The 22548-nt window shown below is 71.3% G+C and carries 16 protein-coding genes; 11 read left to right on the forward strand and 5 right to left on the reverse strand.

Going from position 1 to position 22548, the window contains the following annotated elements:
* Nucleotides 1-264 precede the first annotated feature (264 nt).
* The 4 genes from BLW57_RS13155 to glgB all read left to right on the forward strand — a co-directional run bounded on the left by BLW57_RS13155 (nucleotide 265) and on the right by glgB (nucleotide 7986).
* Nucleotides 265-2394 carry an alpha-1,4-glucan--maltose-1-phosphate maltosyltransferase gene (locus tag BLW57_RS13155; RefSeq protein WP_093474584.1) on the forward strand — a complete coding sequence of 710 codons (2130 nt, stop codon included), beginning with the start codon at nucleotides 265-267 and terminating at the stop codon, nucleotides 2392-2394.
* Nucleotides 2391-4091 carry a maltose alpha-D-glucosyltransferase gene (gene treS / locus BLW57_RS13160; RefSeq protein ID WP_093474586.1) on the forward strand — a complete coding sequence of 567 codons (1701 nt, stop codon included), beginning with the start codon at nucleotides 2391-2393 and terminating at the stop codon, nucleotides 4089-4091. Before BLW57_RS13155 ends, treS begins: the two co-directional genes overlap by 4 nt.
* 93 nt (nucleotides 4092-4184) lie before the next feature.
* Nucleotides 4185-5579 carry a maltokinase N-terminal cap-like domain-containing protein gene (locus BLW57_RS13165; protein WP_093474587.1) on the forward strand — a complete coding sequence of 465 codons (1395 nt, stop codon included), beginning with the start codon at nucleotides 4185-4187 and terminating at the stop codon, nucleotides 5577-5579.
* A 22-nt stretch (nucleotides 5580-5601) separates the two neighbouring features.
* A complete protein-coding gene (gene glgB, locus BLW57_RS13170; RefSeq protein WP_093474589.1) occupies nucleotides 5602-7986 on the forward strand; it encodes a 1,4-alpha-glucan branching enzyme in 2385 nt (794 codons plus the stop codon).
* 97 nt (nucleotides 7987-8083) lie between these two features.
* On the opposite strand, the gene BLW57_RS13175 is transcribed toward glgB, so the two are convergent.
* On the reverse strand, nucleotides 8084-10315 hold the full coding sequence (locus tag BLW57_RS13175; protein WP_176985927.1) for a HelD family protein: 2232 nt from the start codon (nucleotides 10313-10315) through the stop codon (nucleotides 8084-8086).
* Between the two features lie 171 nt (nucleotides 10316-10486).
* A complete protein-coding gene (locus tag BLW57_RS13180) occupies nucleotides 10487-11008 on the reverse strand; it encodes an Lrp/AsnC family transcriptional regulator (RefSeq protein ID WP_176985568.1) in 522 nt (173 codons plus the stop codon).
* Nucleotides 11009-11053: 45 nt separating this feature from the next.
* Here BLW57_RS13180 and BLW57_RS13185 point away from each other — a divergent pair, with 45 nt between their 5' ends.
* Nucleotides 11054-11965, forward strand: coding sequence for an NAD-dependent epimerase/dehydratase family protein (locus BLW57_RS13185; RefSeq protein WP_093480676.1), 912 nt, complete (start codon nucleotides 11054-11056; stop codon nucleotides 11963-11965).
* Nucleotides 11966-12002: 37 nt separating this feature from the next.
* Here BLW57_RS13185 and BLW57_RS13190 read toward each other — a convergent pair whose 3' ends face one another.
* Together BLW57_RS13190 and BLW57_RS13195 are read right to left on the reverse strand one after the other, a co-directional pair.
* On the reverse strand, nucleotides 12003-12770 hold the full coding sequence (locus BLW57_RS13190) for a DUF2127 domain-containing protein (protein ID WP_093474592.1): 768 nt from the start codon (nucleotides 12768-12770) through the stop codon (nucleotides 12003-12005).
* 94 nt (nucleotides 12771-12864) lie between these two features.
* Nucleotides 12865-14538, reverse strand: a complete 1674-nt coding sequence (locus BLW57_RS13195; RefSeq protein ID WP_093474593.1) for an MFS transporter — start codon at nucleotides 14536-14538, stop codon at nucleotides 12865-12867.
* A 142-nt stretch (nucleotides 14539-14680) separates the two neighbouring features.
* Between BLW57_RS13195 and BLW57_RS13200 the strand changes: the two genes are divergently transcribed.
* A complete protein-coding gene (locus BLW57_RS13200; RefSeq protein ID WP_093474595.1) occupies nucleotides 14681-15304 on the forward strand; it encodes a TetR/AcrR family transcriptional regulator in 624 nt (207 codons plus the stop codon).
* A gap of 162 nt (nucleotides 15305-15466) precedes the next feature.
* Here the strand turns inward: BLW57_RS13200 and BLW57_RS13205 are convergent, their stop codons facing one another.
* On the reverse strand, nucleotides 15467-16846 hold the full coding sequence (locus BLW57_RS13205) for a cation:dicarboxylate symporter family transporter (RefSeq protein WP_093474596.1): 1380 nt from the start codon (nucleotides 16844-16846) through the stop codon (nucleotides 15467-15469).
* Between the two features lie 154 nt (nucleotides 16847-17000).
* Between BLW57_RS13205 and BLW57_RS13210 the strand changes: the two genes are divergently transcribed.
* The 5 genes from BLW57_RS13210 (at nucleotide 17001) to BLW57_RS13230 (ending at nucleotide 22533) form a co-directional block, all read left to right on the forward strand.
* Nucleotides 17001-18653 carry an ATP-binding protein gene (locus BLW57_RS13210; protein WP_093474598.1) on the forward strand — a complete coding sequence of 551 codons (1653 nt, stop codon included), beginning with the start codon at nucleotides 17001-17003 and terminating at the stop codon, nucleotides 18651-18653.
* Entirely contained in the window at nucleotides 18650-19339 is a 690-nt protein-coding gene (locus BLW57_RS13215) for a response regulator (protein WP_093474599.1), read from the forward strand. The genes BLW57_RS13210 and BLW57_RS13215 overlap by 4 nt, the downstream gene beginning before the upstream one ends.
* 133 nt (nucleotides 19340-19472) lie before the next feature.
* A complete protein-coding gene (locus tag BLW57_RS13220) occupies nucleotides 19473-20846 on the forward strand; it encodes an extracellular solute-binding protein (protein ID WP_176985569.1) in 1374 nt (457 codons plus the stop codon).
* On the forward strand, nucleotides 20843-21706 hold the full coding sequence (locus tag BLW57_RS13225) for a carbohydrate ABC transporter permease (protein WP_093474601.1): 864 nt from the start codon (nucleotides 20843-20845) through the stop codon (nucleotides 21704-21706). The genes BLW57_RS13220 and BLW57_RS13225 overlap by 4 nt, the downstream gene beginning before the upstream one ends.
* On the forward strand, nucleotides 21706-22533 hold the full coding sequence (locus tag BLW57_RS13230) for a carbohydrate ABC transporter permease (RefSeq protein ID WP_093474602.1): 828 nt from the start codon (nucleotides 21706-21708) through the stop codon (nucleotides 22531-22533). The genes BLW57_RS13225 and BLW57_RS13230 overlap by 1 nt, the downstream gene beginning before the upstream one ends.
* Nucleotides 22534-22548 lie beyond the last annotated feature (15 nt).

Raw genomic sequence — 22548 nt, forward strand, 5'->3', positions numbered from 1 at the left:
GTAGTGGTTACCCGGGCGTCGGTGGGGGACTCCCCGGCGGGGGTGTCGGGGCGTCAAGCCGCGGTCACCGGGCACTCGGAGAAAAGGGGCCGGTCTTGTGTGTGGACGTACGCGTGAGTAGTTAACAAAGTGCCGGATTGCCCACCCGAACCGGGTGGGAAGGCTCCTCCGGTACACACCCCACAGGCGTCACCCAGCACCACCGCAGGACCCACCTCCCCACAGCCATCCGCCACACCGACGTTGACGCGGACAGGAGCGGTCATGCCCGCCACGCACCACTCGTCAGCACCTTCGACAAGCAGCAAGGCCAAGGCAGCAGGAAAGAGGCCACCGGGCGGGAAAGCGGCCGAGCCCGCCGCCGGTGTGCCCGCTCCGGCCGCCTCCGGGGAGCGGTCCTCCCCCGATCGGTCCACCGCGGTGGGCCGCATTCCCGTCCTCGACGTACGCCCCGTGGTCCAGCACGGGCGCAGGCCCGCGAAAGCCGTGACCGGCGAGTCCTTCGAGGTGTCGGCCACCGTGTTCCGGGAGGGGCACGACGCCGTCGCGGCGAACGTGGTGCTGCGCGACCCGGCGGGCCGGCCCGGGCCCTGGACGCCGATGCGGGAACTGGCCCCGGGCACCGACCGCTGGGGCGCCACCGTCACCCCGGACGGCCCCGGCCGCTGGACCTACACCGTCGAGGCCTGGTCCGACCCGCTGACCACCTGGCGGCACCACGCCCGGATCAAGATCCCGGCGGGCATCGACACCGACCTGGTCCTGGAGGAGGGCGCCCGGCTGCACGAGCGTGCGGCCGCCGGGGTGCCTGAAGGTCGACGGCCGGTCGTGCTGGAGACGGTGACGGCGCTGCGCGACAAGAACCGGCCGGCCGCCTGGCGCCTCGCGGCGGCGCTCGCCCCGGAGGTCCTGGAGGTCCTGACCCGGTATCCCCTGCGGGAGCTGGTCACCGAGTCCGACGCGATGCCGTTGCTGGTGGAGCGGGAGCGGGCGCTGTTCGGTTCCTGGTACGAGTTCTTCCCGCGTTCGGAGGGCACGGCGGAGCGGCCGCACGGCACGTTCCGCACGGCGGCCCGCCGGCTGAGGGCGATCGCGGACATGGGCTTCGACGTCGTCTACCTGCCGCCGGTCCATCCGATCGGCACGACGTTCCGCAAGGGCCGCAACAACACGCTGCACGCCGGCCCGGACGACGTGGGCGTGCCCTGGGCCATCGGCTCCCCCGAGGGCGGGCACGACGCCGTCCACCCGGACCTCGGCACGATCGAGGACTTCGACTTCTTCGTCGGTGAGGCGCGGAAGCTGAACCTGGAGATCGCCCTGGACTTCGCCCTGCAGTGCTCCCCCGACCACCCCTGGGTGGAGAAGCATCCGGAGTGGTTCCACCACCGTCCCGACGGCACCATCGCCTACGCCGAGAACCCGCCGAAGAAGTACCAGGACATCTACCCGATCGCCTTCGACGCGGACATGGACGGGCTTGTCACCGAGACCGTGAGGGTGCTGCGGCACTGGATGGACCACGGGGTGCGGATCTTCCGGGTGGACAACCCGCACACCAAGCCGGTCGTGTTCTGGGAACGGGTCATCGGGGAGATCAATCGCAAGGACCCGGACGTGATCTTCCTGGCCGAGGCGTTCACCCGGCCGGCGATGATGCACACCCTCGCGCAGGTCGGGTTCCAGCAGTCGTACACGTACTTCACCTGGCGCAACGACAAGCAGGAGCTGACGGAGTACCTGACGGAGCTGTCGGGCGAGGCGGCGGCCTACATGCGCCCCAACTTCTTCCCGAACACCCCCGACATCCTGCACGCCCACCTCCAGCACGGCGGCCGGCCCGCCTTCGAGGCCCGCGCCGTCCTCGCCGCCACCCTCTCCCCCACCTGGGGCATCTACAGCGGCTACGAACTGTGCGAGAACACCCCCCTGCGAGAGGGCGGCGAGGAGTACCTGGACTCGGAGAAGTACCAGCTCAAGCCCCGCGACTGGGAGGCCGCCGCACGGGAGGGCCGGACCATCGCCCCGCTCATCACCCGGCTCAACGACATCCGGCGGCGCAGTCCGGCCCTGCGGCAGTTGCGCGACATCCACTTCCACCACGCCGACCAGGACGCGGTGATCGCCTACTCCAAGCGGAGCGGTTCGAACACGGTTGTGGTGGTCGTCAATCTCGACCCGCATCACACCCAGGAGGCCACGGTCTCGTTGGACATGCCGCAACTCGGCCTGGACTGGCACGAGTCGGTGCCGGTGCGCGACGAGCTCACCGGCGAGACCTACTACTGGGGCAGGGCCAACTATGTGCGCCTCGAACCGGGTCATAGGCCCGCGCATGTCTTCACCGTCCTGCGACCGTCCAACCCGCAGATCGGAGGGTCACCCACAATATGATCGTCAATGAGCCCGTTCCGGACACATTCGAGGACACTCCGGCGAAGGACCGGGACCCGGATTGGTTCAAGCGAGCCGTCTTCTACGAGGTCCTCGTGCGGTCCTTCCAGGACAGCAACGGCGACGGTGTCGGCGACCTGAAGGGCCTGACCGCCAAACTCGACTACCTGCAATGGCTCGGCGTGGACTGCCTGTGGCTGCCGCCGTTCTTCAAGTCGCCGCTGCGTGACGGAGGGTACGACGTCTCCGACTACACCGCGGTGCTCCCCGAGTTCGGCGACCTCGCCGACTTCGTGGAGTTCGTGGACGCCGCCCACCAGCGCGGCATGCGCGTCATCATCGACTTCGTCATGAACCACACCAGCGACCAGCACCCGTGGTTCCAGGAGTCCAGGCGCGATCCGGACGGCCCGTACGGGGACTACTACGTCTGGGCGGACGACGACAAGCAGTACCAGGACGCCCGGATCATTTTCGTCGACACCGAGGCCTCCAACTGGACGTACGACCCGGTACGCAAGCAGTACTACTGGCATCGCTTCTTCTCGCACCAGCCGGACCTGAACTACGAGAACCCGGCCGTGCAGGAGGAGATGATCTCCGCGCTGAAGTTCTGGCTGGATCTCGGGATCGACGGGTTCCGGCTGGACGCGGTGCCGTACCTGTACCAGCAGGAGGGCACCAACTGCGAGAACCTGCCCCGCACCCACGAGTTCCTCAGGCGGGTGCGCAAGGAGATCGACGCGCAGTACCCCGACACCGTGCTGCTGGCCGAGGCCAACCAGTGGCCGGAGGACGTCGTCGACTACTTCGGGGACTACGCCTCCGGCGGCGACGAGTGCCACATGGCGTTCCACTTCCCCGTCATGCCGCGCATCTTCATGGCCGTCCGCCGCGAGTCGCGCTACCCCGTCTCGGAGATCCTGGCCAAGACCCCGGCCATCCCCGCCGGCTGCCAGTGGGGCATCTTCCTGCGCAACCACGACGAGCTGACCCTCGAAATGGTCACCGACGAGGAACGCGACTACATGTGGGCCGAGTACGCGAAGGACCCGCGTATGCGCGCCAACATCGGCATCCGCCGCCGCCTCGCGCCCCTGCTCGACAACGACCGCAACCAGATCGAGCTGTTCACCGCCCTGCTGCTGTCCCTGCCCGGCTCGCCGATCCTCTACTACGGCGACGAGATCGGCATGGGCGACAACATCTGGCTCGGCGACCGCGACGCCGTCCGCACCCCCATGCAGTGGACACCCGACCGCAACGCCGGATTCTCCTCCAGCGACCCCGGACGCCTGTTCCTGCCCACGATCATGGACCCGGTCTACGGCTACCAGGTCACCAACGTGGAAGCCTCCATGTCCTCCCCGTCCAGCCTCCTCCACTGGACACGCCGCATGATCGAGATCCGCAAGCAGAACCCTGCCTTCGGACTGGGGTCCTATACCGAGCTCCCGTCGTCGAACCCGGCGGTGCTCGCCTTCCTGCGGGAGTTCGAGGACGATCTCGTGCTCTGCGTCCACAACTTCTCCCGCTTCGCGCAACCCACGGAGCTGGACCTGAGCCGGTTCGAGGGACGGCACCCCGTCGAGCTGTTCGGCGGCGTGCGCTTCCCGGCGATCGGTGAACTGCCGTACCTGCTCACCCTCGCGGGGCACGGCTTCTACTGGTTCCGGCTGCGCCGGGACGCGGCGTAGTCCGGCCGGGTGGGGCGGTGGTCGGTTTCCACCGCCCCACCCGGGGCACGCAGAAGTAAACCCCCGACCATCCGGGGAAAGGACGCGACGCCCATGGCGGAAACGGTCACTCCCTCCGGCACCACCGGCACGCTGCTCGCCTCGCTCGACCCCTTGCTGCGCACATGGCTGCCCAGGCAGCGCTGGTTCGCGGGCAAGGGGCGCCCCGTCACCGGGTTCACCCCGGTGGCCGTCACCGAACTGCTGCGCCCCGACGGCCGACTGGGCCTGTACCACCTGCTGCTCCGCGTCCACCAGCCGCCCGCACTGGGCGCCCCGGCGCACCCCGGCGACTGCTACCAGCTCCTCATAGGCGTGCGCGAGGCGCTGCCGCCCCGGCTGGCGCCCGCGCTGATCGGTCACGTGGAGGACGGGCCGCTCGCCGGCCGCACGGTGTACGAAGCCCTCTACGACCCCCGGCCCGCCGAGGTCCTCATGGAGGCCCTGCGCACGCGGGCCCGTATCGGCGGGCTGCGTTTCGAGCGGGACCCGCACCTGGAGATACGCGAGGGCCTCGTGGCCCGCCTGATGACGGCCGAGCAGTCCAACTCCTCGGTGGTCTACGGAGATACGTTCATCCTCAAGCTGTTGCGCCGGGTCGTCCCCGGCGTGAACCCCGATCTGGAGCTGCCCCTCGCCCTGGCCCGTGAGGGCTGCCCGCGAGTGCCCGCGCCGACGGCCTGGCTCCATGCCGAGGCGGACGGCGAACCCGACGGGCCGTACGTCCTGGCGGTGCTCCAGCCCTACGTCAGCGGCGCCACCGACGGCTGGGAACTGGCACTGCGCGAACTGGCCAAGGGCGAGGACTTCCTCACCGAGGCACGGTCGCTGGGCCGGGCCACGGCGGAGGTGCACACCGCGCTGGCGCGCGCCCTGCCGACGGTCACCCTCGGCCACGCCCAGCTCCAGCCGCTGGCCGACGGCATGACCGAGCGGCTGGAGGCGGCCGTGCAGGCGGTGCCGGCGCTGCGGCCGTTCGAGCGGGGGCTGCGGTCGGCGTACACCGCGCTGGCCGATCTGGCCGCCGAGGGACATACCTGGACGGCCCAGCGGGTCCACGGCGATCTGCACCTCGGGCAGTGCCTGCGCTCGCCGTCCGGTGAGTGGTCGCTGATCGACTTCGAGGGCGAGCCGGCCCGACCGCTGGCGGAACGGCGCATGGCGCAGCTCCCGGTGCGGGACATCGCGGGGATGCTCCGCTCCTTCGACTACGCCGCCCACTCGGCGACCCCGGCCGCCCCGGACTGGGCGCACGCCTGCCGGGCCGCGTACTGCTCCGGCTATGCGGAGGTGGCCGGCCGCGATCCGCGCACCGATCCGGTGATGCTGCGGGCCCACGAGACCGACAAGGCGGTCTACGAGGTCGTCTACGAGGCGCGGCACCGTCCCGACTGGCTGCCCGTGCCGCTGTCGGCGGTCCGCCGCCTCGCCACGTCCGAACCGATCTGATCCTCGCCCGGGAGACTCGCTCGTGACGTCCAAGAAACCAGTCCCCTCGAAGAACAAGTCCGCCAAGAGCACGTCGGACAAGAAGGTCCCGCCGCAGAAGGCCGCGCGGGCGAAGGCACCGCGGGCGGAGGTACCGCGGACGGAGGTTCCGGAGACTCCCGGGACGCAGGTCCCGCGGGTGCCCCCGCAGCCGGCGGCGCCCGCTCCCGAGGTCGCCGTGTCCCCCGCGGTGGACGCCGGTGACCGCGAGCGGCTGCTGCACGGCACCCACCACGACCCGCACTCGGTCCTCGGTGCCCATCCGGTGCCCGGCGGGATCGCCTTCCGGGTCTTCCGCCCGTACGCGCAGGCCGTCACGGTGGTCTCCGGCGAGCTGCGCGCGCGACTGCACGACGACGGCGACGGGTTCTTCTCCGGGCTCGTCCCGCTGAGCGAGGTCCCGGCGTACCGGTTGCTCGTGACGTACGACGGCACGGTCGACGAGACCGAGGACGCCTACCGCTTCCTGCCCACGCTGGGCGAGCTGGACCTGCACCTGCTCGGCGAGGGCCGGCACGAGCAGCTGTGGCAGGCGCTCGGCGCGCACGTCACCACCCATCAGGGAGTGACGGGGACCCGGTTCGCGGTGTGGGCGCCGAACGCGCGGGGCGTACGGGTCACGGGCACCTTCAGCTTCTGGGACGGCACCGGCCACCCGATGCGCTCGCTCGGCTCCACCGGGATCTGGGAGCTGTTCGTCCCGGGCGTCGGCGAGGGCGAGCTGTACAAGTTCGAGATCACCCGCCCGGACGGCTCGCGCACCCTGCGGGCCGACCCGCTGGCCCGCCGCACCGAGGTGCCGCCCGCCACGTCCTCGATCGTGCACGCCTCGCACCACGAGTGGGGCGACGCGGAGTGGATGGACCGGCGCGCGGGCACCCCGGTCAACGAGGCCCCGTTCTCGGTGTACGAGGTGCACCTGCCGTCCTGGCGGCCCGGCCTCACCTATCGCCAGCTCGCCGACCAACTCCCCGCCTACGTGACGGAGATGGGCTTCACCCACGTGGAGCTGATGCCGGTCGCCGAGCATCCCTTCGGCGGCTCCTGGGGCTACCAGGTCACCGGCTTCTACGCGCCGACGGCCCGCCTCGGCACCCCGGACGACTTCAAGTACCTGGTGGACCGGCTGCACCAGGCGGGCATCGGCGTGCTGATGGACTGGGTGCCGGCCCACTTCCCGCGGGACGCCTGGGCGCTGGCGGAGTTCGACGGGCGTCCGCTGTACGAGCACCACGACCCGCTGCGGGCCGCCCATCCCGACTGGGGCACGCTGGAGTTCGACTTCGGCCGCCGTGAGGTGCGCAACTTCCTGGTCGCCAACGCCGTGTACTGGTGCGAGGAGTTCCACATCGACGGGCTGCGCGTGGACGCGGTCGCCTCGATGCTCTACCTCGACTACTCGCGCGAGCCCGGCCAGTGGACCCCGAACGAGCACGGTGGCCGGGAGAACCTGGACGCGGTGGCCTTCCTCCAGGAGATGAACGCCACGGTGTACCGGCGCTGCCCGGGCGTGGTGACCATCGCCGAGGAGTCCACCGCCTGGGACGGGGTCACCCGCCCCACCCACCACAAGGGCCCGAGCGGCTTCGGCGGGCTCGGTTTCGGCCTGAAGTGGAACATGGGCTGGATGCACGACTCGCTGGAGTACATGAGCCACGATCCCGTGCACCGCAAGTACCACCATCACGAGATGACGTTCTCGATGGTGTACGCGTACAGCGAGAACTACGTCCTGCCCATCTCCCACGACGAGGTCGTGCACGGCAAGCGGTCCCTGGTGTCGAAGATGCCGGGCGACTGGTGGCGGCAACGGGCGGGCCACCGTGCCTATCTCGGCTACATGTGGGCCCACCCCGGCAAACAACTCCTCTTCATGGGTCAGGAGTTCGCCCAGGGCGCCGAGTGGTCCGAGGCGCACGGCCCCGACTGGTGGCTGCTCGACCCGTCCTACGGCGCCGAGGCGGACCACCGGGGGGTGCGGGATCTCGTACGGGACCTGAACGCGGTGTACCGGACGACTCCGGCGCTGTGGCAGCGGGACACCGACCCGGCGGGCTTCGAGTGGATCACGGGGGACGCGGCGGACGACAACGTGTTCGCGTTCCTGCGCCTGGACGCCGACGGCGCCCCGCTCCTCGCCGTCTCCCATCTGGCCCCGGTGATCCGGCACGACTACCGCCTCGGTGTGCCCGAGGACGTACCGGCCTGGCAGGAGGTGCTGAACACCGACTCCGGCACGTACGGCGGGAGCGACGTCACCAACCCGGACGCCGTCAAACCCGAGCCGCAGCCCTGGCACGGCCGCCCGGCGAGCATCCGCCTGACCCTGCCACCCCTGTCGACGGTGTGGCTGCGACCGGCGTGGTGACCGGCGGACGTGCCGTTCCCGCCGGTACGTCCCCGCGGGACGGCTGAGGCCGGGGGCCTGGAGCGGCTGCTCCAGGCCCTCCGCCGTGCCTCCGCCGTCAGGCGGCCGCGGCCAGGCCCGGCGGCAGCGTGCCGGTGTGCAGGATCCCGAGCCGCTGGGTCGCGCGGGTCAGTGCCACGTACAGGTCGCTCGTGCCGTAGGCGCCCGGCTCCACCACCAGTACCGAGTCGAACTCCAGGCCCTTGGCCTGGCGCGGGTCGAGGAGGACGACCGTGTGCGTCAGGTCGGGCTCGGCGCCGGCCGTGACGCCGTCGAGGCGGGCGGCCAGCGAGCGGTGCAGTTCGCGCGGGGCGATCACCGCCAGGCGGCCCTCGGCGGGCGTGAGCTCGGCCACCGCCTCGGCGACCGCGCCGGGCAGGTCCCCGGCCGCGTGGCGCACCCAGGGCCGTGACCCGGTGGAGCGGACCGAGCTCGGCGGTTCGAAGTCCGGCTGCTCGGCGCGGACGACGGACGCGGCCAGGTCCATGATCTCGGCCGGGGTGCGGTAGTTGACGGCGAGACGGGTGTGCTCCCAGCGGTCCTCGACGTAGGGGTCGAGGATGCCGGCCCAGGAGCCGACACCGGCCGCCTCCGCGGTCTGGGCGGGATCGCCGACCAGGGTCATCGACCGGGTCGGACTGCGCCGCATGAGCAGCCGCCAGGCCATCGGGGACAGCTCCTGCGCCTCGTCCACGATGATGTGCCCGAACGCCCAGGTGCGGTCGGCGGCGGCCCGCTCGGCGGCGCTGCGGTGGTCCGCCTCCTCGTGCCGTTCGGCGAACCGCTCGGCGTCGATGATGTCGTGCGCGGAGAGCACCTCGGAGGACTCCGGGTCGCTGTCCTCCTTGTCGTCGAACTCGAAGGTCCGGGAGGCGTAGGAGACGTCCAGCACGCCCTGCGCGTAGGCCACCTGGGTCTCCCGCTCGCGTTCCGCGCGGGCCCGGGCCGTCCGGCCGTCCTCGCCGAGGAGTTCCGCCGCCTCGTCCAGCAGCGGCACGTCGGCGACGGTCCAGGCGCGGGTCACCGGGCGGCGTACCGCGTCGGCGTCCTCCGGGGACAGATGGCCGTCCGGCTCGGCGAGGAAGTCGGCGAGCAGCCGCTGCGGGGTGATCCGGGGCCACAACCGGTCGATGGCGGACCAGACGTCCCGGTTCTCGGCGAGTTCGTCGCGGATCTGGGTGATGTCGGAGGCGTCGAGCAGGCTGCTGCCGTCGTACGGGTCGGTGCCCACACGTTCGGCGTACAGCTCGGTGAGCGCGTTGAGGATATGGCCCTCGAAGTGCTCGCGGGCCGCGTTGTGCGGCAGCTTGGCCGCGCGGGTGCGTTCCCTCGCGACGCCCACCAGGCCGTCGTCGAGCATCAGCACCTCACGGTCGTGCTCGATCGCGACCACCGGGTCGGGCAGGGCCTGCCGGTCGCGTACGACGGCGGCCAGCACGTCTGCCATGTCGGCGCGGCCCTTCACCGCGGCCGCCTCGGGGGTGTCGGCGGCGGTGGCCCGCACACCGGGGAACAGTTCGCCGACCGTGGCCAGCAGCACCCCGGTCTCGCCGAGGGAGGGCAGCACCTCCCCGATGTACCCGAGGAAGGCCGGGTTCGGGCCGACGATGAGCACGGCCCGGCGCGCGAGCAGTTCCCGGTGCTCGTACAGCAGGTAGGCGGCCCGGTGCAGGGCCACCGCGGTCTTGCCGGTGCCGGGGCCGCCCTCCACGACGAGCACGCCGCGGTGCGGTGCCCGGATGATCCGGTCCTGCTCGGCCTGGATGGTCTGCACGATGGCGCCCATCCGGCCGGTGCGCGCCGAGTTCAGCGCGGACAGCAGGACGGCGTCCCCGGTGGGGTCCTCGTACCCGGTGCGCGTGGCGTCGCCGAGGTCGAGGATCTCGTCGTGCAGGGAGGTGACGGTCCGGCCCTCGGTGGCGATGTGCCGGCGCCGGCGCAGGCCCATCGGCGTGTGTCCGGTCGCCAGGTAGAAGGGGCGGGCGACGTCGGCCCGCCAGTCGATGAGGACCGGGGTGCGCTCGGCGTCGTCCCGGCGCAGTCCGATCCGGCCGATGTGGTGCTCGGTGCCGTCGGTCAGGTCGATCCGGCCGAAGCAGAGCGAGCCGTCCACGGCGTTCAGCGCGGCGAGCAGGCCGGAGCGCTCGGCGACCAGGATGTCCCGCTCCAGCCGGGCCTGCATGGGCTTGTCGCCCTGGGCGAGGGCGTCCGCGACCGACGTCTCGGTCTCACCGCGCAGGCCGTCCACGCGCGCGTACAGTCCGTCGATGAATTCCTGCTCGTGCCGCAATTCATCGTCCGGAAATTCGGTGTTTGACAATTCCGCTCCCGCCCGGATATACTCTGCTCAGTGAACTTCTCCGCGACCATTCTTAAATGAAGTCGCGAACCACTGAATATACGCACAGAAATCCCCCGAGCGCAATTGCCGGGGGATTTTTTGATGGGGCCCGCACCGGCGTCAGGGCGAGTCCGGCGGCAGCAGCGGCTTCCGGCGCACCGGTGACGACAGGACGATCGAGGTCGTCGTCCGGCCCAGGGCCGAGGTCCGCTCCAGGATCTCCTCCAGGTGCACGGTGTCGGTGACGGCGACCTTGAGGATCCAGCAGTCCTCGCCGACCACGTGGTGCACCTCGGTGATCTCCGGACGCTCGATCAGCTCCAGGGTCCTCGGGTGCCCGAGGGTGTACCCGCCGTGCGGGTCGACGCGTACGAAGGCCTGGATGCCGTAGCCGAGCCGGGCGGGCACGACCTGGGCGCCGTACCCCTCGACCACGCCTGCCTCCTCCAGCCGGCGCACCCGCTCGGCCACGGCCGCGGGGCTGAGGCTGACCCGTCGGCCCAGTTCACTGAGCTTGATCCGCCCGTCGGTCTGCAGCAGCCGCAGGATGTCCCGGTCCACGCCGTCGAAGGCCACCGGCGTTTCGCGGGCGACGACCCGAAGTCGCCGCGGTTCTTTCGGCGCGGCGGCCGTTTCTCCCATGTCTCCCCCTTCAGAGCGCCGTGTCCGGCCCGGAGAATTATGACCATGACAAAGGCACGAGAGGTACTGGTCATCGGCGGCAACCGCTATTTCGGCAAGCGGCTGATCGCCCGCCTGCTGGCGGCCGGTGAGCGGGTCACCGTCCTCAACCGGGGCTCGTCGCCGGCGCCCGCGGGCGCGGTCGGGCTGACCGCCGACCGAGGCGACGAGCGGGCGCTCACCCGGGCGCTGGGCGACCGGACCTTCGACGTCGTCCTCGACCAGGTCTGCTACACCCCGCGCCAGGCGGAGCTCGCCCGGCGCGTCTTCACCGGCCGCACCCGGCGCTATGTGCTGACCTCCACGGTGGAGGTGTACGAGCACCAGCACTCCGGGGCGCCGGTGCCGGAGAGCGCGGTGGACCCGCTGACGGTCGCCGTGGACACCGGGCTGCCGTGGGACGACCCGGAGTTCCTGGACCGGAACTACGGCGAGGGCAAGCGGCAGGCGGAGGCGGTGTTCGCGGCCGGCCCGGACCTGCCGTACGCCTCGGTGCGGGTGGCCCATGTGCTGGGCGGTGGCGACGACTTCACCGGACGTCTCGCCCATTACGCCGACCGTGTCCGCACCGGCGCCCCCATCGCCGTACCGCCCGTGGCGCACCCGGCCACGTACATCCACGTCGAGGAGATCGCCGACTTCCTGTTCTGGACGGCGGGCGAGGACTTCACGGGCCCGGTCAACGCGGCGTCGCACGGCGAGCTCACGGTCGCGGAGCTGGCCGCCGAGGTGGCCGCCCAGGTCGGCGGGGGTGAGCCGCGCTTCGAGACGACCGACGCGGCCGAGGTGTCCCCGTTCGCCTTCCGCCGCCACTACGGCATGGACAACACGCGGGCCGTGCGGCTCGGTTTCGCCTTCGGGGACGTACGGCGGTGGCTGCCGCGGGCGGTCGCCGAGACGCTGGGCGGTACCGGCTGACGGAGCGGGAACGGCCGGCGGGCGGAGGGCACCGCGGTCACGCGGGTACCACGCCCGCGGACTCCTCCACCTCGAGCAGCGAGGCGCTGTGCCGCTCCTCGTCGAACTTCCGGCGTCCGCCGCGCAGTCCGAACAGGCGCTTGGTCAGGGCGATGTAGAGGACGGCGAGGATGTTGAGGACCAGCGTGGCGATCTTCAGCCAGCTGATGTGCTCGGTGAGTTCGTAGATCTCCAGCGGGAGGAAGGCGGCCGTCGCGACCACCGTCAGGTACTCGGCCCAGCGCTTGGCGTACCAGAGGCCGACCGCCTCGACCAGTTCGACCAGCGCGTAGGCCAGCAGCAGGGCGGCCACCAGCAGCAGCGTGGAGTGCCGGTAGCCGAAGGCCTTCTGGATGGAGCCGACGACCGGCGAGTGGTCGAGGTCGTAGTGGAAATGCCGGAACACCGGGCGCAGCACGTCCAGGTACTCGTTGAACAGCCGCCGCACCGCGTCCTGGCTGTTGCTGAACTTCCAGACCGCGACCGCGACGAGCACGATGAACACCCCGCGCACGGCCCGCTCGACGGCCAGGAAGCGCAGGATGAACAGGTCGCGCAGCACCTTGCCGCGCGGCACCAGCGGGGCGTCGGCGGCCGGTCCCGAGCCGTGCGGCTCGCCGAGCACGAAGTCGCCGCAGCGCAGGCAGCGCCAGACGTCACCGAGCGCGGTCGTCGCGTGCAGCCGCACCCGCAGCCGGGGGTCGTCCGGCGCGTAGGTCACATGCCCCTTGCGCGAGCAGGTCCGCCGGTCCCAGTCGATCTTCATCCCCCGTGCCTCCATACGTGTACAGACGCCACGCGCGAACGTGCCGTTCCGGTCGATCCGGAGCGGCACGCTAGCGGACGCGGACGCGCGGCGGTCAGCCGGCCGCGCTGTCCACGAGTTCCCTCTCCTCCTCCGTCACCTGAGGGGCGGGGCTCTCGCGACGCGGGAGCAGGACGGCCACCAGGACCGTGCCGATGCCCAGGATCACCGCGCCGACCAGGCTGGTGTGGGCGACCGCGTCGGAGAAGGCGGAGCCCACCGCGTCGGCCATCTGCCGGGCACCGCCCGCGAGTTCGCCGGCCTGCTGCTTGAGCTGTGCCGCCTGCTGCGGGTCCTTCGCGGCCGCGGCACGAGCCGCCACCTGGTGCGCCTTGTCACCGATTCCCTGCGCGACGGCGTACCCGGCGCCGACCGAGTCCCGCGCGGTGTCCAGGGCACTCGCCGGGAGCTTCGAGCCGGCGGTGGCGTCGGTGAGGTGGTCGCCGTAGGAGGTCGCGAGCAGCGAGCCGAGGACGGCGATGCCCAGCGAGCCGCCCAGTTCCAGCGAGGTGTCGTTGACGGCGCCGCCGACGCCCAGCTCGGACTCCGGGAAGGCGCCCATGATGGCGTCGGTGCAGGGCGAGAGCGCGAGGCCGATGGCGAGGCCGAGGATGACCAGGGGCGCCACGAGGTCGCCGTAGGCGGAGGCCACGTCCACGCGGGTGAGCAGGGCGAGGGCGGTGGTGCCGCCGACCATGCCCGCGCCGACGGTCCACTTCATGCCGACGCGGGGGGTGAGCCAGCCGGTCAGGGCCGAGCCGACGAAGACCGCACCGGCCAGCGGCAGCATGCGCACGCCGGTCTCCAGGGCGTCGTAGCCGAGGACGAACTGCAGGTGCTGGGTGAGGTAGTAGAAGGCGCCGAACACGGCGAGGAAGAACAGGGCGACGGCGAGGTTGGAGCCCGCGAACCGGCGGCCGGTGAAGCGGCGCACGTCCAGGATGGGGCGCGGGTGCCGCAGCTCCCACAGGACGAAGGCGGTCAGGGCGACGCCCGCGACCACCGCGGCCGTGACGGCCTTGGGGCCCCAGCCGAAGTGCGGACCCTCGATGATCGTGTAGATCAGCGCGCCGGCCCAGGTCACCGACAGCAGACCGCCGACGTGGTCGATGCGGTCGTGGTGACCCGCCCGGGACGGCGGGACCAGGACGAAGGTGCCGACGAGGGCGACGGCCGCGACGGGCACGTTGATCAGGAAGGTCGAGGCCCAGCCGTGGTCGCGCAGCAGGGCGCCGGCGACCACCGGTCCGGCGGCGATGGCGAGTCCGGCGGTGGCCGTCCACAGGGTGATGGCCCTGGCCCGCTCCGCGCGCGGGAAGGTCGCGGCGAGCAGCGAGAGCGTGGCCGGCATGATCAGGGCCGCGCCGACGCCCATCACGGCACGGGCCGCGATGACGGCGGTGGCACTGCCGGCGAGGTAGCCGAAGACCGCTCCCCCGCCGAAGACGACGAGGCCGAGCCCGAGGGCGCCGCGCCGGCTGTACTTGTCGCCGATCGCTCCGAGCAGCAGCATCAGTGCCGCGTAGGGGACGGTGTAACCGTCGATCACCCACTGGAGGTCGGCGCCGGAGAGACCGAGGTCCTTCGTCATGTCGGGCGCCGCGACCGTGAGGGCGGTGTTCGCCATCACGATGATCAGCAGGCTCAGGCACAGCACCAGCAGTGCCCACCAGCGCCGGGCGTAGGGCCGGTTCATCCTCTCGACCGGTTCGGTCATGACGAGTCGCATGGCAGGGGTCGCCTTCCTCGGATGCGCGACGAGAACTTCACGAGGTTGCGCGTCATCGACTTGCACAGTGACGTGCAATTGCACAACCATGTGCAATGTACGTCGTTGCACAATGCTGTGCAAGTCGACTCGGGGAGGCACAATGACCGCCATGACCACGGGTAGCACCAGCCGCGCCGACGCCAACCGGCGCCGCATCCTCGATGTCGCCCTCGCCGAGCTGCTGCGCGACCCCGACGCCTCCATGGACCAGATCGCCCGTGCCGCGGGCGTCGTACGACGGACGGTGTACGGCCATTTCCCCAGCCGGGAGGCGCTGATCAGCACGCTGGTCGACGGGGCCGTTCAAGCGCTGGCGGACGCCGACGACCACGCCCGGGAGACGGTGACCGACCCGGCGGAGGCGGTGGCCCGCTCGGTGCTGGCGATCTGGGCGGTCGCCGACCGCTACCGGCTGCTGGTCGCCCTGGCCCAGCGCACCGTCACCGTGCAGGGCATCCGCGAGCGCCTCGCCCCGCTGCGCGAGACCAAGATCCGCGTGCTCCAGGAGGGGCTGGACACGGGCGTGTTCAGCTCCCCGCTGCCCGCTGCGGCGCTGGCGTACGTGCACGAGCAGATGCTCTTCGCGGTGATGGAGGCGGTGAACGACGGGCTGCTCACAGCAGAGGAGGCGGGCCGCTCCGCCACGGTCGCCGTGCTGACCGCGGCGGGCGTACCCGCCTCGCCGGCCACCTCGTTGGTGGCCAGGGTGAGTGAGGAACCCTGAGCGAGAAGCCCCTGGAGGAGTCCTGAGCGAGAAGTCCCCGGAGGAGTCCTGGCGGACTCCTCGGGGCGCGAACGACCGGACGCCCGGCCCGGGTTCAGGCGGGGCCGGGCGTCCGGAACTTGGGGGGCGCCGAGATCGACGGGTGCCGGGGCCGGTGGGCGGCTAGGCCTTGGCCAGCTTCTCTTCCCTCGGCTCGGGGACCGGGGTGACCGTCGACCCGCCCTCGTCGAGCAGCGTCGTCTCGTCGAACGGCAGCTCGCCCGCGAGCACCCGCCGGACACGCGTGTTGTCGATCTCCTTGGTCCAGGTACCCACCAGGACGGTGGCGACCGCGTTCCCGGCGAAGTTGGTCAGGGCGCGCGCCTCGCTCATGAACCGGTCGATGCCGACGATCAGGCCGACACCGTCGACCAGCGCGGGCTTGTGCGACTGCAGACCGCCCGCGAGGGTCGCGAGACCCGCCCCGCTGACGCCCGCCGCGCCCTTGGAGGCCAGCAGCAGGAAGAGCAGCAGCGGGATCTGCTCGCCGACAGACATCGGCGTGCCCAGCGCGTCCGCGATGTACAGAGACGCCATGGTCATGTAGATCATCGTGCCGTCGAGGTTGAAGGAGTAGCCGGTCGGCACGGTGATGCCGACGACCGGCTTGCTCACGCCCAGGTGCTCCATCTTCGCGATCAGCCGCGGCAGCGCGGACTCGGAGGAGGAGGTGGACAGGATCAGCAGGAACTCACGGGCCAGGTACTTGAACAGCGAGAAGACGTTCAGGCCCGCGACGATCCGCAGCAGCGCGCCGAGCACGATGAAGACGAACAGGAAGCAGGTGACGTAGAAGCCGAGCATCAGCACCGCGAGGCTCTTGAGCGCGTCCAGGCCGGCCGAGCCGACCACCGCCGCGATGGCGCCGAAGGCACCGATCGGCGCGGCCCACATGACCATGGCCAGGATGCGGAAGACGAGGCGCTGGACGTGCTCGATGCCGCGCAGCACCGGCTGCCCGGCCGAGCCCATGGCCTGCAGCGCGAATCCGGCGAGCAGGGCCACCAGGAGCGTCTGGAGGACCTGCCCCTCGGTGAACGCGGAGACGAAGGTGAGCGGGATGATCGACAGCACGAAGTCGACGGGCGGCAGCGCGTCGCTGGAGACCTGGGCGTGCCCGGTCTGCTTGAGCGCGTCGGTCAGGTGCAGCCCCTCGCCCGGGTGCAGCACGTTGCCGACGACGAGGCCGATGGCGAGCGCGACGAGCGACATCACGAGGAAGTAGCCGAGGGCGATACCGCCGACGGCGCCGACCTTGGCGGCCTTCCGCACGGAACCGATGCCGAGCACGATGGTGCAGAAGATGATCGGCGAGATCATCATCTTGATCAGGTTCACGAAGCCGGTGCCCAGCGGCTTGAGCTCGACCGCGGCATCCGGCCAGATGAGGCCCACGGCGATGCCGAGCGCGACCGCCACGATGACGGCGGTGTACAGGTAATGGGTCCGGTCCCGCTTCACGCGGGGTACGGCAGGTGCCGTGTCGGGGGTGCTGGCGGCCACGACTGCCCTCCTTGACGTCTTCGTCGGCGAACAACCGGCGTGCGGCTCACGTCCGGGCGTTACGGGGGAATGCCGTGACTATCTCCCGCCCTGTGAGAGCGGTCACCCTTCCGTTCATTTAGTTCACGCTTAACCGGAGAGGCACACTGCTGACATGCGCCTACCCCTCCTCCGCCGACCCCGCAGCCTGGCGGGCCAGCTGTTCGCCATGCAGGCCGTGCTGATCGCGGTGGTCGTCGCCGGGTACGCGCTGTTCACCTACGTCAGCGACCGGCGGCAGGCCGAGGACGCGGCGGTCCGCCAGGTGACGGCGGTCGCCCGCTCGATAGCGGACGCCCCCTCGGTCCGCGAGGCCATCCGCACCCCGGACCCGACGGCCGAGCTGGAGCCCTACGCGCTCCAGGTCATGCGGGACGCGGACGTCGACTTCGTCACGATCATGGACCCGCGGGGCATCCGCTGGACCCATCCCGAGGAGAAGCAGATCGGCAGGCGCTTCCTCGGCCGCATCGACCCCGCACGGCATGGCCACACCTTCACCGAGACGTACACCGGCACGCTCGGCCCGTCCGTGCGCGCGGTGACCCCGGTGGAGGAGAACGGCCGGGTCATCGGCCTGGTCAGCGCCGGGATCAAGGTGGAGGCGATCAGCGCGCGGGTGCAGGACCAGGTCACGGCCCTGCTCGCGGTGGCCGGCACGACCCTGCTGCTGGGGGCGGTCGGTACCTATGTGATCAACGCCCGGCTGCGCCGGCACACCCACGGCATGAACGCGGCCGAGCTGAGCCGGATGCACGACTACCACCAGGCGGCCCTGCACGCGGTGCGCGAGGGTCTGCTGATGCTGGACGGGCAGTACCGGGTGGCGCTGATCAACGACGGCGGCCGGGAGCTGCTCGGCGTGGACGGGGCGGAGGAGGTGGTCGGCCGCTCGGTGGCGGACCTCGGCCTGCCGACCCCTCTGACGGGCGCCCTGCTGGCCTCCGAGCCGCGCGTGGACGAGGTCCATCTGACGGCGTCCCGGGTCCTGGTCGTGAACACCTCCCCGGTGACCGGCGGGGAGCGGCGCGGCACCGTCGTCACCCTGCGGGACGTCACCGAGCTCCAGTCCCTCATGGGTGAGCTGGACTCCGAGCGGGGGTTCACGCAGGCGCTGCGCTCCCAGGCGCACGAGGCGGCGAACCGGCTGCACACGGTCGTGTCCTTGATCGAGCTGGGCCGCGCCGAGGCGGCGGTGGAGTTCGCGACGGCCGAGCTCGAACTGGCCCAGGCCCTGACCGACCAGGTGGTCGCGGCGGTGAGCGAGCCGGTGCTGGCCGCCCTGCTGCTGGGCAAGACGGCGCAGGCCAACGAGCGGGGCGTGGAGCTGGTGGTGTCGCAGGACAGCCGCCTGGACGACGGCCTGCTCCCGGACAGCGTGTCCGCGCGGGACCTGGTGACCATCCTCGGCAACCTGATCGACAACGCGGTGGACGCGGCGCAGGGCAGTGCCGGCGCGCGGGTGACGGTGACGGCGTACGCTACGGCCGCCGAGCTCGTCCTCAGGGTGACGGACTCGGGTCCCGGTCTCGACCCCGCCCATGGCGACCTGGTGTTCCAGCGGGGGTTCTCGACGAAGCCGGCCGGGCCCGGCGGCCGGGGTCTCGGGCTGGCCCTGGTCCGGCAGGCGGTGTCCCGCCACGAGGGCACGCTGACGGTGGCGGAGTCCGACCGGGAGGGTGAGGGCGGAGCGGTGTTCGAGGTGCGGCTGCCGTTGCGCACGGCCGGAGCCGCTGCCTCCCCGGCGCGGGAAGGCGGCGCGGCATGAGCGACGGGCAGCCGATCAGGGTGCTGGTGGTGGAGGACGACCCGGTGGCCGCCGACGCGCACGTGATGTACGTGGGCCGGGTGCCGGGCTTCGTCGCCGTCGGCAAGGCGCACACGGGCGCGGAGGCCCGCCGGGTCCTGGACCGCACCCCGGTGGACCTGCTGCTGCTGGACCTGCACCTGCCGGACGTGCACGGCCTGCAGTTCGCCCGCTCCCTGCGCGCGGCCGGGCATCACGCGGACGTCATAGCGGTGACCTCGGCCCGGGACCTGGCGGTGGTCCGCGAGGGCGTCTCCCTGGGTGTCGTCCAGTACGTGCTCAAGCCCTTCACCTTCGCCACGCTCCGCGACCGGCTGGTCCGCTACGCCGAGTTCCACGCGTCCGTCGGCGAGGCGAGCGGCCAGGACGAGGTCGACCGCGCCCTGGCGGTGCTCCGCGCCCCCGCCCCGGCGGCCCTGCCGAAGGGGCTGAGCGGGCCGACGCTGGAGCGGGTGACGGGCACCCTGCGGGAGGCGGCCGAGGGACTCACGGCGGCGGCCGCGGCCGAGGCCGTCGGGATCTCCCGGATCACGGCCCGCCGCTACCTGGAGCACCTGGTCGACACGGGACGGGCCGGCCGGAGCCCGCTGTACGGGCAGGTGGGCCGGCCCGAGCTGGTGTACCGGTGGGTGCCCCAGGGACGGTGAGGCACAGGGCCGGCCGGACACTGACACACCGTCACCAGCCAATGCGTGCAGGCTCATTGACCTGACCGGACCACCGCTCTTACCTTCACACGGCAGCAATCTCCGCGCCACCCCCACGTGTGCTCAGGAGGTCATGCCCGTGCGCCCCACCGCCGCTCTCTCCGCCCTCCTCACCGCCGCCCTCGCCGCGACCGCCCTCACCGCGTGCAGCCCGGGATCCGGCAGCAGCCCCGACACCGTGAAGGTGTCGTACAAGCAGTCGACCGACAACTCCGTCAAGGTGATGGACACCTACCTCGCCGGCATCAAGAAGCAGTTCGAGAGCCAGTACCCCGGCAAGAAGGTGGAGTTCGTCCCCATCAAGGCCCCCGACTCGGAGTACTACACCAAGCTCCAGCAGATGCTGAGGTCACCGCGGACGGCACCGGACCTCGTCTACGAGGACACCTTCCTCATCAACTCCGACATCACCAGCGGCTATCTGAAGCCGCTCGACCCGTACCTCGCCAAGTGGCCGGACTGGAGCCGGTTCATCGGCACGGCGAAGGCGGCGGCCAAGGGCGAGGACGGGAAGACGTACGGCGTCCCCGACGGCACCGACACCCGCGGGCTCTGGTTCGACAAGCGCGTCTTCGCGAAGGCCGGCCTGCCCGCCGACTGGCAGCCGAAGAACTGGGACGAGGTGCTCACCGCCGCCCGGACCATCAAGAGGAAGGTACCCGGCGTCACCCCGATCAACGTCTACACCGGCAAGCCCGCCGGCGAGGCCGCCACCATGCAGGGCTTCGAGATGCTGCTCTACGGCACGGGCGACGGGAAGACGGACCCGCTGTACGACGCCGGGAGCAAGAAGTGGATCGCGGGCGGCCGGGGTTTCAGGGACGCGCTCGGATTCGTCGAGACGGTGTACAAGGAGAAGCTCGGCCCGGACGTCTCCGACGCCCTCGACCCCAACTTCGCCACCGCCGTGCGCGGTGAGCTGCTGCCCGAGGGCAGGCTCGGCATCGACCTCGACGGCTCCTGGCTGCCGCAGGACTGGCTGCCGGGCAGCGGGCACGAGTGGCCGGACTGGTCGAAGCGGCTCGGACTGGCCGCCATGCCGACCCAGGCCGGCCAGGCGCCCGGCAGGGTGAGCATGTCCGGCGGCTGGACCTGGGCCATTCCCGCCAAGGCCGGCAACCCCGACCTCGCCTTCGACTTCATCCGGACGATGCAGACCAAGGACAACGCCCGGAAGTGGTACATCGCCAACTCCGGCATCGCCGTCCGCGAGGACGTCGCCGACGACCCGGCGTACGCCACCGCGCAGCCCGGCATCGCGTTCTTCACCGAACTGGTGGCGAGCACCCACTACCGGCCGGCGTTCCCCGCGTACCCGAAGGTGTCGACGGCCGTCCAGGAGGCCATGGAGGGCGTGACGACCGGCGACCGGTCGGTGGAGCAGGCGGCCGACGACTACGACGCCACACTGAAGGACGTCACCGGCGGCCGCGTGGTCCGCAGGTGACGGCTCGGCGCCGGGCCGCCCGGGCCCTTCCGCTCACCCCCGCCCTCGTCCTGCTGCTGCTCTTCCTCGCCGGACCGATCGCCTACTGCGCCTACATCGCCTTCACCGACCTCCAGCTGACGGGCCAGGCCCACTCCTCCTTCGTCGGCCTCGCCAACTTCCGCCGGGCGTTCCGGGACGACGCGTTCCTGAACGCCGTGTGGCTGACACTGGTGTTCACCGTGCTGTCCTCGCTCGTCGGGCAGAACACCCTGGGGCTCGCCCTGGCCGCGCTGATGAAGCGTGCCTCGAAGCCCGTCCGCACCCTCACCGGCGGGGTCGTCGTCACGGCCTGGGTGCTGCCGGAGGTGGTCGCGGGGTTCCTGCTCTACGCGTTCTTCCGGCGCGAGGGCACGCTCAACGCGATCCTGGACCAGCTCCATCTCCCGCGGCAGAACTGGCTGTTCACGCTGCCCGTCCTCGCCGTGTCGTTCGCCAACGTGTGGCGCGGCACGGCCTTCTCCATGCTCGTGTACTCCGCCGCCCTCGACGGGATACCCGCCGAGATCACGGAGGCGGCCGAGGTGGACGGGGCCGGCGGGTGGCGCCGGATGTGGCACATCACGCTGCCGATGATCCGCCGGTCCATCGGCACCAACCTCATGCTCAACACGCTGCAGACGCTGTCCGTCTTCGGCCTGATCTGGGTGATGACCCGGGGCGGCCCCGGAGACCGCAGCCAGACCCTGCCGCTGTACATGTACGAACAGGCCTTCCAGAACAGCATGATCGGCTACGGCACCGCCGTGGCCCTGCTCCTGCTGCTCGTCGGCTCCCTGTTCTCCGTCGTCTACCTGCGGCTGCTGCGGACGGAGGTCTGATGCCCCGCAAGCGCGCCTCCCGGCGGCTCGCCGCCGACGTCTCGCTCCTCGCGGTGGCCGTCGCCTTCGCGCTGCCCCTCACCTGGGTGCTGCTGTCGTCCGTGGACCCGCACGCCGGCCTGCGGGTCAGGGTCCCGGACGGGCTCACCCTGGCGAACTTCGACGCGATCCTCACCCCGGACATCACCTACACCCCGCTGCTGAACAGCCTGCTCCTGTGCGGGGGCGCCACCGCGCTGACCGTCGCCTGCGCCGCGCTCGCGGCCTACCCGCTCTCCCGGTTCCGGTCCCGGCTGAACCGGCCGTTCCTGCTGACGATCCTGTTCGCGACGAGCCTGCCGATCACGGCGATCATGGTGCCGGTGTACGCGCTGTTCGTCCGGGTGAACCTGATCGACACCCTCCAGGGCACCATCCTCTTCTTCGCCGCCTCCCAGCTGCCCTTCGCCATCTGGCTGATGAAGAACTTCATGGACGGGGTGCCGAGGGAACTGGAGGAGGCGGCGTGGACGGACGGCGCGTCCTCGCTCCAGTCCCTGGTCCGGATCGTGCTGCCGCTGATGGGACCGGGCGTCGCCGTGGTCACCGTCTTCTCGTTCGTGATGATGTGGGGGAACTTCTTCGTCCCGTTCATGCTGCTGCTCACCCCGGACCGGATGCCGGCCTCGGTCAGCATCAACGACTTCTTCGGCAACCGGGGCATGGTGGCCTACGGACAGCTCGCCGCGTTCTCCGTCATCTACTCCACCCCCGTGATCCTGCTCTATGTGCTGGTGGCCCGCAGACTGGGCGGCGGATTCGCCCTGGGCGGCGCGGTGAAGGGGTGACGCCCGGTAACCGCA

The organism is Streptomyces sp. 1222.5 (assembly GCF_900105245.1).
GTDB lineage: Bacteria > Actinomycetota > Actinomycetes > Streptomycetales > Streptomycetaceae > Streptomyces > Streptomyces albidocamelliae.

Coding starts and splice junctions, on each gene's coding strand:
- BLW57_RS13155 (WP_093474584.1), top strand. CDS start 265: ATGCCCGCCACGCACCACTCGTCAGCACCTTCGACAAGCAGCAAGGCC.
- BLW57_RS13210 (WP_093474598.1), top strand. CDS start 17,001: ATGCGCCTACCCCTCCTCCGCCGACCCCGCAGCCTGGCGGGCCAGCTG.
- BLW57_RS13215 (WP_093474599.1), top strand. CDS start 18,650: ATGAGCGACGGGCAGCCGATCAGGGTGCTGGTGGTGGAGGACGACCCG.
- BLW57_RS13190 (WP_093474592.1), bottom strand. CDS start 12,770: ATGAAGATCGACTGGGACCGGCGGACCTGCTCGCGCAAGGGGCATGTG.
- treS (WP_093474586.1), top strand. CDS start 2,391: ATGATCGTCAATGAGCCCGTTCCGGACACATTCGAGGACACTCCGGCG.
- BLW57_RS13200 (WP_093474595.1), top strand. CDS start 14,681: ATGACCGCCATGACCACGGGTAGCACCAGCCGCGCCGACGCCAACCGG.
- BLW57_RS13220 (WP_176985569.1), top strand. CDS start 19,473: ATGCCCGTGCGCCCCACCGCCGCTCTCTCCGCCCTCCTCACCGCCGCC.
- BLW57_RS13180 (WP_176985568.1), bottom strand. CDS start 11,008: ATGGGAGAAACGGCCGCCGCGCCGAAAGAACCGCGGCGACTTCGGGTC.
- BLW57_RS13230 (WP_093474602.1), top strand. CDS start 21,706: ATGCCCCGCAAGCGCGCCTCCCGGCGGCTCGCCGCCGACGTCTCGCTC.
- BLW57_RS13195 (WP_093474593.1), bottom strand. CDS start 14,538: ATGCGACTCGTCATGACCGAACCGGTCGAGAGGATGAACCGGCCCTAC.
- BLW57_RS13165 (WP_093474587.1), top strand. CDS start 4,185: ATGGCGGAAACGGTCACTCCCTCCGGCACCACCGGCACGCTGCTCGCC.
- BLW57_RS13185 (WP_093480676.1), top strand. CDS start 11,054: ATGACAAAGGCACGAGAGGTACTGGTCATCGGCGGCAACCGCTATTTC.